The 13,860-nt window shown below is 55.5% G+C and carries 14 protein-coding genes and 1 other RNA gene; 4 read left to right on the top strand and 11 right to left on the bottom strand.

Translation table 11 applies throughout. The features are described 5' to 3' along the window. Window positions 1-2: 2 nt before the first annotated feature. From ubiH to ABR39_RS17390, 3 genes are read right to left on the bottom strand one after another with little or no spacing between them, the layout of a single operon-like run. Window positions 3-1,181 (bottom strand): 2-octaprenyl-6-methoxyphenyl hydroxylase, encoded by a 1,179-nt coding sequence (gene ubiH, locus ABR39_RS17400; protein WP_047347938.1) that lies wholly within the window; start codon window positions 1,179-1,181, stop codon window positions 3-5. Further along, window positions 1,178-2,491, bottom strand: a complete 1,314-nt coding sequence (gene pepP, locus ABR39_RS17395; protein ID WP_123156796.1) for a Xaa-Pro aminopeptidase — start codon at window positions 2,489-2,491, stop codon at window positions 1,178-1,180. The genes ubiH and pepP overlap by 4 nt, the downstream gene beginning before the upstream one ends. Before the next feature lie 31 nt (window positions 2,492-2,522). Continuing rightward, a complete protein-coding gene (locus tag ABR39_RS17390; RefSeq protein ID WP_072250677.1) occupies window positions 2,523-3,101 on the bottom strand; it encodes a YecA family protein in 579 nt (192 codons plus the stop codon). A 167-nt stretch (window positions 3,102-3,268) separates the two neighbouring features. Between ABR39_RS17390 and zapA the strand changes: the two genes are divergently transcribed. The 3 genes from zapA (at window position 3,269) to ABR39_RS17380 (ending at window position 4,444) form a co-directional block, all read left to right on the top strand. Beyond that, window positions 3,269-3,598 carry a cell division protein ZapA gene (gene zapA / locus ABR39_RS17385; protein WP_014071673.1) on the top strand — a complete coding sequence of 110 codons (330 nt, stop codon included), beginning with the start codon at window positions 3,269-3,271 and terminating at the stop codon, window positions 3,596-3,598. A 41-nt stretch (window positions 3,599-3,639) separates the two neighbouring features. Continuing rightward, window positions 3,640-3,823: non-coding RNA, 6S RNA (gene ssrS, locus ABR39_RS24410), on the top strand. 24 nt (window positions 3,824-3,847) lie between these two features. Further along, complete coding sequence (locus ABR39_RS17380; RefSeq protein WP_047347935.1) at window positions 3,848-4,444, top strand: 5-formyltetrahydrofolate cyclo-ligase; 597 nt, start codon at window positions 3,848-3,850, stop codon at window positions 4,442-4,444. 107 nt (window positions 4,445-4,551) lie between these two features. Here the strand turns inward: ABR39_RS17380 and serA are convergent, their stop codons facing one another. Continuing rightward, window positions 4,552-5,784: a phosphoglycerate dehydrogenase gene (gene serA / locus ABR39_RS17375; RefSeq protein WP_047347934.1), complete on the bottom strand. Its 1,233-nt coding sequence runs from the start codon at window positions 5,782-5,784 to the stop codon at window positions 4,552-4,554. A gap of 267 nt (window positions 5,785-6,051) precedes the next feature. After that, window positions 6,052-6,711: a ribose-5-phosphate isomerase RpiA gene (rpiA, locus tag ABR39_RS17370; RefSeq protein ID WP_047347933.1), complete on the bottom strand. Its 660-nt coding sequence runs from the start codon at window positions 6,709-6,711 to the stop codon at window positions 6,052-6,054. Window positions 6,712-6,838: 127 nt separating this feature from the next. On the opposite strand from rpiA, the gene argP reads away from it, so the two are divergent. Continuing rightward, window positions 6,839-7,732 carry a DNA-binding transcriptional regulator ArgP gene (argP, locus tag ABR39_RS17365; RefSeq protein ID WP_003860089.1) on the top strand — a complete coding sequence of 298 codons (894 nt, stop codon included), beginning with the start codon at window positions 6,839-6,841 and terminating at the stop codon, window positions 7,730-7,732. A gap of 42 nt (window positions 7,733-7,774) precedes the next feature. Here argP and ABR39_RS17360 read toward each other — a convergent pair whose 3' ends face one another. The 6 genes from ABR39_RS17360 to epd form a co-directional block, all read right to left on the bottom strand. Further along, window positions 7,775-8,506 (bottom strand): oxidative stress defense protein, encoded by a 732-nt coding sequence (locus ABR39_RS17360; RefSeq protein WP_047347932.1) that lies wholly within the window; start codon window positions 8,504-8,506, stop codon window positions 7,775-7,777. A gap of 91 nt (window positions 8,507-8,597) precedes the next feature. Beyond that, window positions 8,598-9,233 carry an arginine exporter ArgO gene (argO, locus tag ABR39_RS17355; RefSeq protein ID WP_047347931.1) on the bottom strand — a complete coding sequence of 212 codons (636 nt, stop codon included), beginning with the start codon at window positions 9,231-9,233 and terminating at the stop codon, window positions 8,598-8,600. Between the two features lie 145 nt (window positions 9,234-9,378). Then, a complete protein-coding gene (gene mscS / locus ABR39_RS17350) occupies window positions 9,379-10,233 on the bottom strand; it encodes a small-conductance mechanosensitive channel MscS (RefSeq protein ID WP_047347930.1) in 855 nt (284 codons plus the stop codon). 186 nt (window positions 10,234-10,419) lie between these two features. Then, window positions 10,420-11,499 (bottom strand): class II fructose-bisphosphate aldolase, encoded by a 1,080-nt coding sequence (gene fbaA / locus ABR39_RS17345; protein WP_042715531.1) that lies wholly within the window; start codon window positions 11,497-11,499, stop codon window positions 10,420-10,422. Between the two features lie 92 nt (window positions 11,500-11,591). Continuing rightward, entirely contained in the window at window positions 11,592-12,755 is a 1,164-nt protein-coding gene (gene pgk / locus ABR39_RS17340) for a phosphoglycerate kinase (RefSeq protein ID WP_047347929.1), read from the bottom strand. 49 nt (window positions 12,756-12,804) lie between these two features. Next, on the bottom strand, window positions 12,805-13,824 hold the full coding sequence (gene epd, locus ABR39_RS17335; protein ID WP_047347928.1) for an erythrose-4-phosphate dehydrogenase: 1,020 nt from the start codon (window positions 13,822-13,824) through the stop codon (window positions 12,805-12,807). Between the last annotated feature and the right edge of the window lie 36 nt (window positions 13,825-13,860).

The raw sequence follows: 13,860 nt of genomic DNA, 5'->3' as shown, positions 1-13,860 counted from the left end.
CCTTAACGCGCGACCCAACCAAGAGTCCGCTGCGCCAGCACGTCACGTGCCGGAATGAATAATTCCATCGCCATCAGCCCGAGGTTGCGGCCCGCAACCAGCGGCGCCCAGCGATTGGCAAACAGATGAACCAGGCCATCGGTGACGCCAATCGTCGCCTCTTTATCCGCCTGGCGGCGCTTCTGGTAATGGCTGAGCACCGGGTATGCGCCACAGTCTTTTTGCTCGCCCCACGCCTGAGAAAGCGTTTCCGCCAGACTCATCACGTCGCGTAACCCAAGGTTGAACCCCTGACCCGCGATAGGATGCAGCGTCTGCGCGGCATTACCGACAAGCGCCAGACGATGGGAGATGGACTGCGAGGATGTAGTCAGCGAAAGCGGGTATACCGTCCGCTTGCCGGCATGGGTAATGCGCCCCAGCCGCCAGCCAAAGGCTCTTTGCAGCTCGGTACAAAAACGGTCGTCTGACCAGGCCTTAACCTCTTCAGCCCTATCCTGCGGGTGGCACCAGACCAGCGAGCAGCGCCCGTCCGACATCGGCAGCATCGCCAGCGGGCCGTGCTGCGTAAAGCGCTCAAACGCCCGCCCGTTGTGTTCGGCTGCGGTAGAGACGTTCGCAATGACCGCCACCTGCCCGTAAGGCTGCTGACGCCACTCTACGCCACACTGGGCGCCGAGCGCCGAGCGCGAGCCGTCCGCGGCAACCAGAAGCTGGCCATCAAGCACGGTGCCGTTTTCCAGCGTCACGCTGACCGACGCTTCACTGCGGCTTACGCTTGCCACGCGCGCCGGACAATGCAGCGTGACGCCCGGCGCGTCCTGAAGCAGGCGGAACAGGCGTAATCCTACGTCGTGTAGCTCAACGACCTGGCCCAGGGCATCAATACGGTAATCCTGCGCGTCCAGCGTGACAAAGCCAGCATGGCCGCGATCGCTGACGTGAACGGTACCGATCGCAGTGGCTCGGTCGGCTATCGCCTGCCAGATACCAATGCGCGAAAGCTGCTGGCACGTCCCCTGCGCCAGCGCAATGGCGCGGGCATCAAAACCGGGATGGTTCGACGCCTCTGGCGCAACGGCTTCCACCAGGTGCACCGGCAGTTGGCCCTTCGTCAAATGCGAAATGGCCAGCGCCAGCGTGGCCCCGGTCATGCCGCCGCCCACGACGATCACGCTCATGCGCGCGCCGCTGCCATCAGCGCCTCGATATCGTCAGCGCTTTTTACGACGCTCGCGGTCAGGTTTTCGTTACCGGTTTCGGTAATGACAATGTCGTCTTCAATACGGATGCCAATCCCGCGGTACTCTTCAGGCACGTCGGCATCCGGAGCGATATACAAACCAGGCTCCACGGTTAACACCATGCCCGGCTCCAGCACGCGCGAGCGGTCGGTACCGTATGCCCCAACGTCATGCACGTCCAGCCCCAGCCAGTGGCTCAGGCCGTGCATAAAGTACGGTCGATGCGCATTTTCAGCAATCAGGGTCTCTACATCGCCTTTCAGGATACCGAGCCTGACCAGGCCGGTAATCATGATGCGCACCACTTCACCGGTCACTTCCTGCATGGAGGTACCCGGACGATACAACCTGAGCGCCGTTTCAAGCGATTCCAGGACGATGTCGTAAATCGCGCGCTGCGCCGGTGAGAATTTACCGTTCACCGGGAAGGTGCGGGTGATGTCCCCCGCGTAGCCCTGATACTCGCAGCCGGCATCAATGAGCACCAGATCGCCGTCGCGCAGCGCACTTTCGTTTTCGGTGTAGTGCAGAATGCAGCCGTTTTCCCCGCCGCCAACGATGGTGTTGTAAGAGGGATAGCGCGCGCCGTGGCGGTTAAATTCGTGGTGAATTTCGCCTTCAAGCTGGTATTCAAACATGCCGGGACGGCACTTCTCCATGGCGCGAGTGTGCGCCAGGGCGCTGATTTCGCCCGCACGGCGCATCACGTTCAGTTCTTCTTCAGACTTGAACAGGCGCATCTCATGCACCACCGGACGCCAGTCAGTGAGGGTTGCGGGCGCGGACAGGTTCTGCCGCGAGCCCTTGCGCAGCTTATCCAACGCGGTGAAAACAATCTCATCGGCGTACGCGTATTCGCCCTGCGCGTGATAGAGCACGTCGAGGCCGTTAAGCAGTTGATAGAGCTGCTGGTTGATTTCGCTAAACGCCAGCGCGCGGTCAACGCCCAGCTTCGCCGGTGCGGCCTCCTGGCCCAGGCGGCGGCCAAACCAGATTTCGGCCGTCAGATCGCGCACGCGGTTGAATATCACGCTGTGGTTGTGGGTGTCATTGCTCTTAATCAGCACCAGTACCGCTTCCGGCTCGTTAAAGCCGGTGAAGTACCAGAAATCGCTGCTCTGGCGATAGGGATATTCGCTGTCGGCGCTGCGCGTCACTTCGGGCGCAGCAAAAATCAGCGCCGCGCTGCCCGGCTGCATTTTCGCCAGCAGCGCCTGACGGCGGCGCGAATACTCTTGACTCGAGATAACCATGACACCCTCCTGTGCGTTATTTTTCTTAATGTAAGGTTGGCTTGCGGACTTCCGGCGCGGTCGGCTGCGAGCGCGTAAAGTTGTCGTGGCACAGAAGTGCCGCCACGCGCACGTACTCGATAATCTCCTCAAGAGACATTTCCAGCTCTTCCTGGTCTTCGTCTTCATCGTAGCCAAGCTGGGCAATGTTGCGCAGGTCGTCGATCGCTTCACCCGCTTCGCCGGTCACTTTATCCAGTTTAGGCTGCGTTACGCCCAGACCCAGCAGATAGTGGTTTACCCAACCCGCCAGCGCATCGGCGCGATCGAACACGCTGACGTCGTCGCCTTCAGGCAGATAAAGCTGAAAAAGGAAGCCATCGTCTTCCAGCGAATCGCTGATGGCGGCGTGCATTTTACGCAGCGCTTCCGCCAGCTCGTGACCAAACGCCAGCCCTTCATTCGTGAGGTCGTGGATCAGCGGCTGCCATGAGCTGTCGCTGTTTCCGCCACACAGCATGCCACTGATCAGACCGTGCATTTCGGCAGAGGTTAAACCGATTCCCTGCTGGTTCAGTAACTGGTTTAAATCCTTGTAACCAGGCATTTCGTTCTGTATAGACATGAGCATTCGTCATCAAAGGGGGAAGTTTCATGATATGCTACCACTTTGGACCCTGGTGATACCAGAAAAGGGCTTGTATCTTCACATCAGGGTAGCTATAGTGTCGCCCCTTCGCAGCCCCCGGGGCAGTAAGCGAAGGCAGCGCAGTCAATCAGCAGGAAGGTGGCATGTCTGCACAACCCGTCGATCTCCAGATTTTTGGCCGTTCACTGCGAGTGAATTGTCCGCCTGAACAAAGGGATGCTTTGAATCAGGCAGCGGACGATTTGAATCAGCGGTTGCAAGATCTAAAAGAACGCACTAGAGTCACAAATACTGAGCAGCTGGTTTTCATCGCCGCGTTGAACATCAGCTATGAACTGACTCAGGAAAAAGCGAAGACCCGCGACTACGCGGCAAGCATGGAGCAACGCATTAAAATGCTCCAGCAGACCATAGAACAGGCATTGCTTGATCAAGGTCGCACTCCCGAAAGACCGGGACCAAAGTTTGAATAACACTTCTCAGTTGACTATGGTAGAGTAACTGTGAAGACAAAATTTCTCTGAGATGTTCGCAAGCGGGCCAGTCCCCTGAGCCGATATTTCATACCACAAGAATGTGGCGCTCCATGGTTGGTGAGCATGCTCGGTCCGTCCGAGAAGCCTTAAAACTATGACGACACATTCACCTTGAACCAAGGGTTCAAGGGTTACAGCCTGCGGCGGCATCTCGGAGATTCCCTCTCTTTTCTTCTACCGACTACCATGACTCAACTTCCTGAAGCTTCTGCTTCACGCCAGGACATCCGTCAGTTAATTCGTCAACGCCGCCGCGCGTTAACCTCCGATCAGCAAGCGCATTTTGCCCAGCAGGCTGCCGCCCGTATGATGGCTTATCCCCCTGTCGTTATGGCGCATACTGTTGCCCTGTTTCTCTCGTTTGATGGCGAACTGGATACCCAACCGCTCATTGAGCAGCTCTGGCGCGCCGGGAAGAAGGTTTATCTGCCAGTGCTGCATCCGTTTAGCGAAGGCAACCTGCTGTTCCTGCACTATCACCCGCACAGCGAGCTGGTGGTGAACCGTCTGAAAATCACCGAACCGAAACTCGACGTGCGCGACGTGCTCCCGCTGGCAGAGCTGGATGTGCTGGTCACGCCGCTGGTGGCGTTTGATGAGCAGGGTCAGCGCCTGGGAATGGGCGGCGGTTTTTACGACAGAACACTGCAAAACTGGCAGCAGTACGGGCTACAGCCGGTGGGTTATGCGCATGATTGTCAGGGCGTGGAGGCATTGCCGGTGGAGAAATGGGATGTGCCGTTGCCGGCGGTGGTAACGCCATCAAAGTTGTGGGAGTGGTGAAACAGGCGTGCAGCCTGATACCCTCACCTCAGCCCTCTCCCACAGGGAGAGGGTGAAAACATAAAAAACGGTAACTATCGTTACCGTTTTGCATTTACCTCGCACAATTAGTACAGCAGACGCGCGCGAATCGTCCCCGGAATGGCCTTCATGCTCTGCAGCGCTTTCTCTGCAACGTCTTCATCCGCTTCGATATCAATAACCACGTAGCCCATCTGCGAGTTGGTTTGCAGATACTGCGCGGCAATGTTGACGCTCTGCTCGGCAAAGATCTGGTTGATGGCGGTCAGCACACCCGGACGGTTTTCGTGAATGTGCAGCAGACGACGGCCACCGTGCAGCGGCAAAGACACTTCCGGGAAGTTCACTGCAGAGAGCGTAGAGCCATTGTCGGAGTATTTGCTCAGTTTGCCCGCCACTTCCAGACCGATGTTCTCCTGCGCTTCCTGAGTTGAACCACCGATGTGCGGCGTCAGGATCACGTTATCGAACTCGCACAGCGGAGAGGTAAACGGATCGCTGTTGGTCGCTGGCTCCGTCGGGAAGACGTCAATCGCCGCGCCCGCCAGATGCTTGCGTTTTAGCGCATCACACAGTGCCGGAATGTCGACAACTGTACCGCGCGCGGCGTTGATCAGCAGCGAACCCGGCTTCATCAGCGCCAGCTCTTCCGCGCCCATCATGTTTTTGGTGGAGGCATTTTCCGGCACGTGCAGGCTGACCACATCGCTCATGTTCAGCAGGTCAGAAAGGTGTTGAACCTGGGTCGCATTGCCCAGCGGCAGTTTGCTTTCAATGTCGTAGAAAAAGACATGCATCCCGAGAGATTCCGCCAGGATGCCCAGCTGCGTACCGATATGGCCGTAACCGATAATCCCCAGCTTTTTACCGCGCGCTTCGAAAGAGCCAGACGCCAGTTTGTTCCACACGCCACGGTGCGCTTTGGCGTTAGCTTCAGGAATACCGCGCAGCAGCAGCAGCAGCTCGCCAATCACTAACTCCGCCACGGAACGGGTGTTGGAGAACGGGGCGTTAAATACAGGAATACCGCGCTTAGCGGCTGCATTCAGGTCAACCTGGTTGGTACCGATGCAGAAACAGCCGATGGCAACCAGCTTTTCCGCCGCGGCAATCACATCTTCAGTCAGGTGGGTACGGGATCGCAGGCCAATGAAGTGGGCATCACGGATGGACGCTTTCAGCTCTTCGGTATCCAGCGCGCCTTTGTGAAATTCGATGTTGGTGTAACCTGCTGCGCGAAGGCTATCGAGTGCTTTTTGATGCACGCCTTCTACGAGCAGAAATTTAATCTTGTCTTTCTCCAGTGATACCTTTGCCATTTACCCGACCCTGTATTTTATCTGAACTGTTGTTGTGCTGGATTGAAATCCGCTGTAGCCAACATATCAAAAAAAACTATTGCAGCAATATGAACGTTTGCGTCGGCACTCTGAAGAAAAGTCATACAGGGCAAAATGACAGAGGAAAATGCTGCAGAAATTTACGTACGTGGCAGGATCGGCAAACGAGGCATAAAAACGTGACACAAGTCACCGAATTTAGCTTTTCAAAATATTTTTAGCGGGGGGAGGACTCCCCCCGTCAGATCATTTTACGATGGTTTTCACGCCGTCAGCCGTGCCGATCAGCGCGACATCCGCGCCGCGGTTGGCGAATAACCCTACGGTTACTACGCCTGGAATACCGTTGATGGCGTTTTCCAGCGCAATCGCGTCGAGAATTTCCAGACCGTGAACGTCAAGGATCACATTGCCGTTATCGGTCACCACGCCCTGGCGATATTCCGGACGCCCGCCAAGTTTTACCAGCTCACGCGCCACGGCGCTGCGCGCCATCGGGATCACCTCGACCGGCAGCGGGAAATTACCCAGAATATCGACCTGTTTGGAGGCATCAGCGATGCAGATGAATTTATCCGCAACGGAGGCGATGATTTTTTCACGCGTCAGCGCCGCGCCGCCGCCTTTGATCATCTGCATGTGGCCGTTGATCTCATCCGCGCCATCAACGTAAATGCCCAGACGGTCAACTTCGTTCAGATCGAAAACGGTAATGCCGAGGCTTTTCAGCTTTTCCGTGGAAGCATCAGAGCTGGACACCGCGCCCTCAATCTGCCCTTTCATCGTGCCCAGCGCATCGATAAAGTGTGCCGCCGTTGACCCGGTACCAACACCGACAATAGTACCCGGCTGTACATACTGGAGAGCGGCCCATCCTACTGCTTTTTTCAGTTCATCCTGCGTCATGATCGTTTTGCCTGTGGTGTGAAAACTCAGGGCGCATTATAGAACACGTCGAATGGAATTCGTCTGCCACGAAGGGAAAATTGTGTCATAGTGCAGATTAAGCAAAATTAAGGAGCCAGCCAGAGCAATGAAACGTCCGGACTACAGAACACTACAGGCACTTGATGCAGTTATTCGTGAACGAGGTTTTGAGCGCGCGGCGCAAAAGCTTTGCATCACGCAGTCCGCCGTATCGCAGCGTATCAAACAGCTTGAAAACATGTTCGGCCAGCCACTGCTGGTGCGTACCGTGCCGCCTCGCCCAACGGAGCAAGGGCAAAAGCTCCTCGCCCTGCTGCGTCAGGTTGAACTGCTGGAAGATGAATGGCTCGGTGACGAACAAACAGGCTCCACGCCGCTGCTGCTCTCGCTGGCGGTCAACGCCGACAGTCTGGCAACCTGGCTGCTGCCGGCCCTTGCGCCGGTATTAGCAGATTCCCCTATCCGTCTGAATTTGCAGGTTGAAGATGAAACCCGTACCCAGGAACGCCTGCGTCGCGGTGAAGTGGTCGGGGCGGTCAGTATCCAGCCTCAGGCGCTGCCAAGCTGCCTGGTGGATCAGTTGGGCGCGCTGGATTACCTGTTTGTCGGTTCAAAAGCCTTTGCCGAGCGCTATTTCCCCAACGGCGTGACCCGCGCCGCGCTGCTGAAAGCGCCTGCCGTGGCGTTCGACCATCTGGACGATATGCACCAGGCGTTCCTGCAGCAAAACTTCGATTTGCCGCCGGGCAGCGTGCCGTGTCATATCGTTAACTCGTCCGAAGCGTTTGTGCAGCTTGCGCGCCAGGGCACGACCTGCTGCATGATCCCGCACCTGCAGATCGAGAAAGAGTTGAAAAGCGGTGAGCTGATTGACCTGACGCCAGGGCTGTATCAGCGTCGGATGCTCTACTGGCACCGTTTTGCGCCGGAAAGCCGCATGATGCGCAACGTCACCGACGCGCTGCTGGCGTTTGGGCATAAGGTGTTGAGGCAGGATTAAAAAATAAGCCGGGTGGCGGCTTCGCCTTACCCGGCCTACAGATTACTGAGCCGGTTTCGGCTGTGCTGCAACAGGCTCCAGCTGGAACACCACATCCACCTGATCGTCGAACTGGATCGTTGGCTGCTCGTAAGTTTCCTGAGCGGATACCGGCGCCGCATCGGCCTTCATCATCCGCACCATCGGGCTTGGCTGGTAGTTAGAGACGTGGTAACGCACGCTGTATACCGGGCCGAGCTTGCTCTTAAAGCCAGAAGCCAGCTGTTCCGCCTGGTGAATAGCATCGTCAATTGCCGCTTTACGCGCTTCGTCTTTGTATTTCTCAGGTTGCGCAACGCCCAGCGACACGGAACGGATTTCGTTCAGTCCCGCCTTCAGCGCGCCGTCCAGCAAGGCGTTCAGCTTATCCAGCTGGCGCACGGTCACTTCAACGGTACGCACGGCACGGTAGCCTTTCAGGATGCTTTTGCCATTCTGATAGTCGTAATCGGGTTGAGTACGCAGGTTAGCGGAGTTGATATCTTTTTTACCGACACCGTTCTGCTCGAGGAATGAGAGATATTGCGCAACACGATCGTCAGCCTGCTTCTTGGCAGACGCCGCATCTTTCGCAGCCACATTCACTTCAATTGCCAGCGTTGCAACATCGGGTACCGCATCCACGCTTGCGGTGCCTGAAGTGACGATGTGCGGGCCATCCGGCAGTTCACCAGCCTGAACATATACCGCACCCAAACTTACTAATGCCGCCAGGGCCATCACTTTAAACTTCACTGTTATTCCTCCATGTTGCAAAGAGTGCCCGATAACAGGGCGCATGCCAGCAAGCTTAGCGGGTCCTGCTCAGTTGTCCATAAGACAAGGATTAGTTGAACAATACCTGGACGTGGTGAATGCCCTCTTTTGCCAGCTGAAAAGCAATAAACCACATCACCAGCCCCACCAGGGTATTAATGATGCGCTGGGCTTTGGCAGTCCTCAGACGAGGCGCCAGCCATGCCGCCAGAATGGCAAGACCGAAGAACCAGAGGAAAGAGGCGCTGACCGTGCCGAGCGCAAACCAGCGCTTAGGCTCAACGTCCAGCTGTCCGCCCAGGCTGCCCAGCACTACGAAGGTATCAAGATAGACATGCGGGTTAAGCCAGGTCACCGCCAGCATGGTGACGATGATCTTCCAGCGCCCCTGCTTCATCACTTCCGCGCTCGCCAGTTCGAGGTTGCTGCTCATGGCCGTTTTCAGCGCGCCAAAGCCATACCAGAGCAGAAACGCCACGCCGCCCCAGGTGACCAGCGCCAGCAGCCAGGGAGACTGCATCAGCAGTGCACTGCCGCCAAAAATTCCTGCGCAAATCAGCAGTAAATCACTTACCGCACACAGCAGGGCAATCATCAGATGATACTGGCGGCGGATGCCCTGGTTCATCACAAACGCATTTTGCGGGCCGAGGGGAAGGATCATGGCCGCACCTAAGGCAAGCCCTTGAAAGTAATACGATAACATGACGAAATTCTCACAGTGTTGTCCTGGGAGCAGACTATACTGCGCGAATCACATTAGAGGAAATGGATAATATTAATTGAGGATTAGCATGGCTAATAAAAGAAAAGCCCGGTGGCACTGGCGCTTACCGGGCCTGCTGGTGAAGTTATTCTGCTTCTTTAACTTTTTTGACGTTTACGTCCATCTGCGGGTACGGGAAGCTGATGCCGTTAGCGTCGAAGTCGCGCTTGATACGCTCCAGCACGTCCCAGTACACGTTTTGCAGATCGCTGCTCTTGCTCCAGATACGCACCACAAAGTTAATAGAAGATGCACCCAGTTCGTTGAGGCGAACGGTCTGCTCTTTATCCTTCAGAATGCGATCGTCTGAGGCAATGATATTGCTAATCAGCGACTTCACCTGATCGATGTCGGAGTCGTACGCCACGCTGACGATCAGCTCGTTACGACGCACCGGCTCGCGGGAGAAGTTAATAATGTTGCCTGCAATAATTTTCCCGTTCGGCACGACCACGATGCGGCCATCAACGGTACGCATGGTCGTTGAGAAAATCTGCACCTGCAGCACGGTTCCGGCAATGCCGCCAAGATCAACGTATTCGCCCGAGCGGAACGGACGGAAGGTGACCAGCAGAACGCCTGCCGCCAGGTTCGACAGCGAGCCCTGCAGCGCCAGACCAATGGCCAGGCCGGCGGCACCAAGTACGGCAATCACGGACGCGGTCTGTACCCCTACGCGCCCCAGCGCGGCAATCAGCGTAAAGGCGATTATGCCGTAGCGGACCAGTGCAGAGAGGAAGTCAGCGACCGTGGCGTCAATGTGACGGGCCAGCATCACGCGGTTGACCGCGTTCGATACAATACGCGCCACAATCATCCCGACGATGATGATGGCAATCGCCGCGACGATGTTCACGGCGTAGCTCAGCAACAGTGCCTGGTTACGCACCAGCCAGTTACCGGCGTTATTGATGCTGTCTACAACATCGAGTTGTTCCATTTATTCTTCCTTTTGTTAAACCAAAACACAAAATCCATCCCCCATGGAGACAGGCAGGTCAGTAAAGGGTAAACAAAAAGCACCCGATTTGCCAAACAGATCACAAAAACTGCTCTGGCAGGATATTGAAAATGCATAAAAAAAGGCCCGCATTTGCGGGCCTTCTGATGCTGTTAGCAGCTCAAATTACAGAACGTCGATCGCGTTCAGTTCTTTGAAAGCCTGCTCCAGACGAGTCACCATGGACGTCTGCGCTGCGCGCAGCCATACGCGTGGATCGTAGTATTTCTTGTTCGGCTGGTCTTCGCCTTTCGGGTTGCCCAGCTGGCCCTGCAGGTAAGCTTCGTTGGTTTTGTAGTATTGCAGGATACCGTCCCAGGTTGCCCACTGGGTGTCGGTATCGATGTTCATTTTCACCACGCCGTAGCTTACGGAGTCTTTGATTTCCTGAGCAGAAGAACCGGAACCGCCGTGGAAGACGAAGTTCAGGCTGTTGTGCGGCAGGTTGTGTTTCTTAGAAACGTATTCCTGAGAATCACGCAGGATGGTTGGGGTCAGAACCACGTTACCTGGTTTGTAAACGCCGTGCACGTTACCGAAGGACGCTGCAATGGTGAAGCGTGGGCTGATTTTGCTCAGCTCGGTGTAAGCGTAATCAACGTCTTCTGGCTGGGTGTACAGTGCAGAAGCGTCCATGTGGCTGTTGTCCACGCCATCTTCTTCACCACCGGTGCAACCCAGTTCAATTTCCAGGGTCATGTCCATTTTGGCCATGCGCGCCAGGTATTTGGAGCAGATTTCGATGTTTTCGTGCAGGGACTCTTCAGACAGGTCGATCATGTGAGAAGAGAACAGTGGCTTACCGGTAGCCGCGAAGTGTTTTTCACCCGCGTCCAGCAGACCGTCGATCCACGGCAGCAGTTTCTTCGCGCAGTGGTCAGTATGCAGAATAACTGGAACACCGTAGTGTTCAGCCATCTGGTGTACGTGGTGCGCACCAGAGATAGCACCCAGGATAGCCGCGCCCTGAGGAACGTCAGTTTTCACGCCTTTACCAGCGATGAACGCAGCGCCGCCGTTGGAGAACTGAACGATAACCGGTGCTTTAACTTTAGCAGCAGTTTCCAGTACGGCGTTAATGGAGTCGGTACCCACGCAGTTAACTGCTGGCAGAGCGAAGTTGTTTTCTTTAGCTACCTGGAACACTTTCTGTACGTCATCACCAGTGATAACGCCAGGTTTTACGAAATCAAAAATTTTAGACATGTTGCTTAGTCCTGTATCTTCGGCCGTTAGAAAAGGTGCGAGCTCTTAAAAGCGCGCTGAAATTTGGGCAGGTTTCCCTGCCCTTGAATGGCTTACTTCTTAGCGCGCTCTTCGAGCATTGCTACTGCTGGCAGTACTTTGCCTTCCACGAATTCGAGGAATGCGCCGCCACCAGTGGAGATGTAGGAGATCTTGTCAGCGATACCGAACAGGTCGATTGCTGCCAGGGTGTCACCACCGCCTGCGATAGAGAACGCTTCGCTGTCTGCGATAGCGTTAGCAACGATTTCAGTACCTTTGCGGAAGTTCGGGAATTCGAACACGCCAACAGGACCGTTCCACAGGATAGTTTTTGCGTTTTTCAGGATTTCAGCCAGTTTCTGTGCAGAAACGTCGCCCAGGTCCAGAATCTGCTCTTCGTCTTTGATGTCGTTTACAGACTTCAGGGTCGCCGTCGCAGTTTCAGAGAACTCGGTCGCTACGCGAACGTCAGTTGGAACCGGGATATCGCAGGTGCTCAGCAGGCGTTTCGCTTCGTCAACCAGGTCTGCTTCGTACAGGGATTTACCGACGTTGTGGCCCTGGGCGGCAACGAAGGTGTTCGCGATACCACCGCCAACGATCAGCTGGTCAGCGATTTTAGACAGGGAATCCAGAACGGTCAGTTTGGTAGAAACTTTAGAACCACCAACGATAGCAACCATTGGACGAGCGGGTTCTTTCAGTGCTTTACCCAGCGCTTCCAGTTCGTCAGCCAGCAGAGGACCGGCACACGCAACGTCAGCAAATTTACCGATACCGTGGGTAGACGCCTGCGCACGGTGAGCCGTACCGAAAGCATCCATCACGAATACGTCGCACAGTGCAGCGTATTTTTTGGAGAGTGCTTCGTCGTCTTTCTTCTCGCCTTTGTTGAAGCGAACGTTTTCCAGAACAACCAGTTCACCGGCAGCGACTTCAACGCCGTCCAGGTAATCTTTCACCAGGCGAACAGGGTTAGACAGTTTGTCTTTCAGGTAATTAACAACCGGCAGCAGAGAGAACTCTTCGTTGTACTCGCCTTCGGTTGGACGACCCAGGTGGGAGGTTACCATCACTTTAGCGCCCTGCTTCAGAGCCAGTTCGATGGTTGGCAGAGATGCACGAATACGCGCGTCGCTGGTCACTTTGCCATCTTTAACCGGTACGTTCAGATCGGCACGGATGAAAACGCGTTTACCAGCCAGATCCAGATCGGTCATCTTAATTACAGACATGGTGAATCCTCTCGTTGATTCTTAAAGTTTTGCAGACGCACGATGCGTCTTACCTGAAACCTTGAGCGGCCATTGCTAACGTGGTGTCGAGCATTCGGTTAGCAAAGCCCCATTCGTTATCACACCAGACCAGCGTCTTGATAAGGTGTGCGCCACTGACGCGCGTTTGAGTGCCATCAACAATGGCGCTGTGCGGGTCGTGGTTAAAATCCACTGAGACCAACGGTAATTCCGTATAGTCAACTATACCATGAAATGCCCCCTGTGCCGCTTTTTGCAGCAAGAGGTTGACTTCACAGGCTTTTACCGGTTTTTTTACCGTCACGCTAAGGTCGATTGCGGTGACGTTGATCGTCGGAACACGCACGGCAATCGCTTCAAAACGGTCATTGAACTGCGGAAAAATTCGGGTGATCCCTGCAGCCAGCTTTGTGTCCACCGGAATGATTGACTGGCTCGCTGCACGCGTGCGCCGTAAATCCGGGTGGTAAGCGTCAATAACTTGCTGATCGTGCATGGCGGAATGAATCGTGGTCACGGTGCCAGATTCAATGCCATACGCATCGTCTAACAGTTTGATGACCGGAATAATGCAGTTAGTCGTGCAGGAGGCGTTGGAGACAATGCGGTGTTCGGCTTGCAGCTCATGCTGGTTGACGCCAAACACGACGGTCGCGTCGAGGTCGTTACTGCCGGGATGAGAAAACAGGACTTTTTTCGCGCCTGCCGCAAGGTGCGCTTCACCGTGTTCGCGGCTGCCGTACACGCCGGTACAGTCAAGCACCACATCCACACCCAGTTCACGCCACGGTAGCCCGGCGATGCTGCTCTCATGCAGTACGCGTATGGCATCGTCGCCGACAAACAGCTGATCTCTTTCCTGGCGAACATCCCAGGCGAATCGTCCGTGGCTGGTATCATATTTCAACAAATGCGCCATGCCCGTAGCATCCGCCAGTTCATTGATTGCCACCACGGTTATTTCCGCCCGACGTCCGGATTCATACAAAGCACGAACCACATTACGCCCGATGCGACCGAAGCCATTAATCGCTACGCGTACGGTCATAGATCTCCTGCAAAGCTATCCCTGAGTCTGAGGTGG

It is taken from the genome of Enterobacter genomosp. O (genome assembly GCF_001022965.1).
GTDB lineage: Bacteria > Pseudomonadota > Gammaproteobacteria > Enterobacterales > Enterobacteriaceae > Enterobacter > Enterobacter cloacae_L.
Note: the sequence above shows the minus strand (reverse complement) of the source record. Positions and strands in the feature narration are given on the sequence as shown.

What these genes read in the sequence shown, in the direction of transcription:
- ubiH (WP_047347938.1), bottom strand. Translation starts at nt 1,181, where the DNA reads ATGAGCGTGATCGTCGTGGGCGGCGGCATGACCGGGGCCACGCTGGCG.
- ABR39_RS17390 (WP_072250677.1), bottom strand. Translation starts at nt 3,101, where the DNA reads ATGTCTATACAGAACGAAATGCCTGGTTACAAGGATTTAAACCAGTTA.
- zapA (WP_014071673.1), top strand. Translation starts at nt 3,269, where the DNA reads ATGTCTGCACAACCCGTCGATCTCCAGATTTTTGGCCGTTCACTGCGA.
- ABR39_RS17380 (WP_047347935.1), top strand. Translation starts at nt 3,848, where the DNA reads ATGACTCAACTTCCTGAAGCTTCTGCTTCACGCCAGGACATCCGTCAG.
- serA (WP_047347934.1), bottom strand. Translation starts at nt 5,784, where the DNA reads ATGGCAAAGGTATCACTGGAGAAAGACAAGATTAAATTTCTGCTCGTA.
- rpiA (WP_047347933.1), bottom strand. Translation starts at nt 6,711, where the DNA reads ATGACGCAGGATGAACTGAAAAAAGCAGTAGGATGGGCCGCTCTCCAG.
- argP (WP_003860089.1), top strand. Translation starts at nt 6,839, where the DNA reads ATGAAACGTCCGGACTACAGAACACTACAGGCACTTGATGCAGTTATT.
- argO (WP_047347931.1), bottom strand. Translation starts at nt 9,233, where the DNA reads ATGTTATCGTATTACTTTCAAGGGCTTGCCTTAGGTGCGGCCATGATC.
- mscS (WP_047347930.1), bottom strand. Translation starts at nt 10,233, where the DNA reads ATGGAACAACTCGATGTTGTAGACAGCATCAATAACGCCGGTAACTGG.
- fbaA (WP_042715531.1), bottom strand. Translation starts at nt 11,499, where the DNA reads ATGTCTAAAATTTTTGATTTCGTAAAACCTGGCGTTATCACTGGTGAT.
- pgk (WP_047347929.1), bottom strand. Translation starts at nt 12,755, where the DNA reads ATGTCTGTAATTAAGATGACCGATCTGGATCTGGCTGGTAAACGCGTT.
- epd (WP_047347928.1), bottom strand. Translation starts at nt 13,824, where the DNA reads ATGACCGTACGCGTAGCGATTAATGGCTTCGGTCGCATCGGGCGTAAT.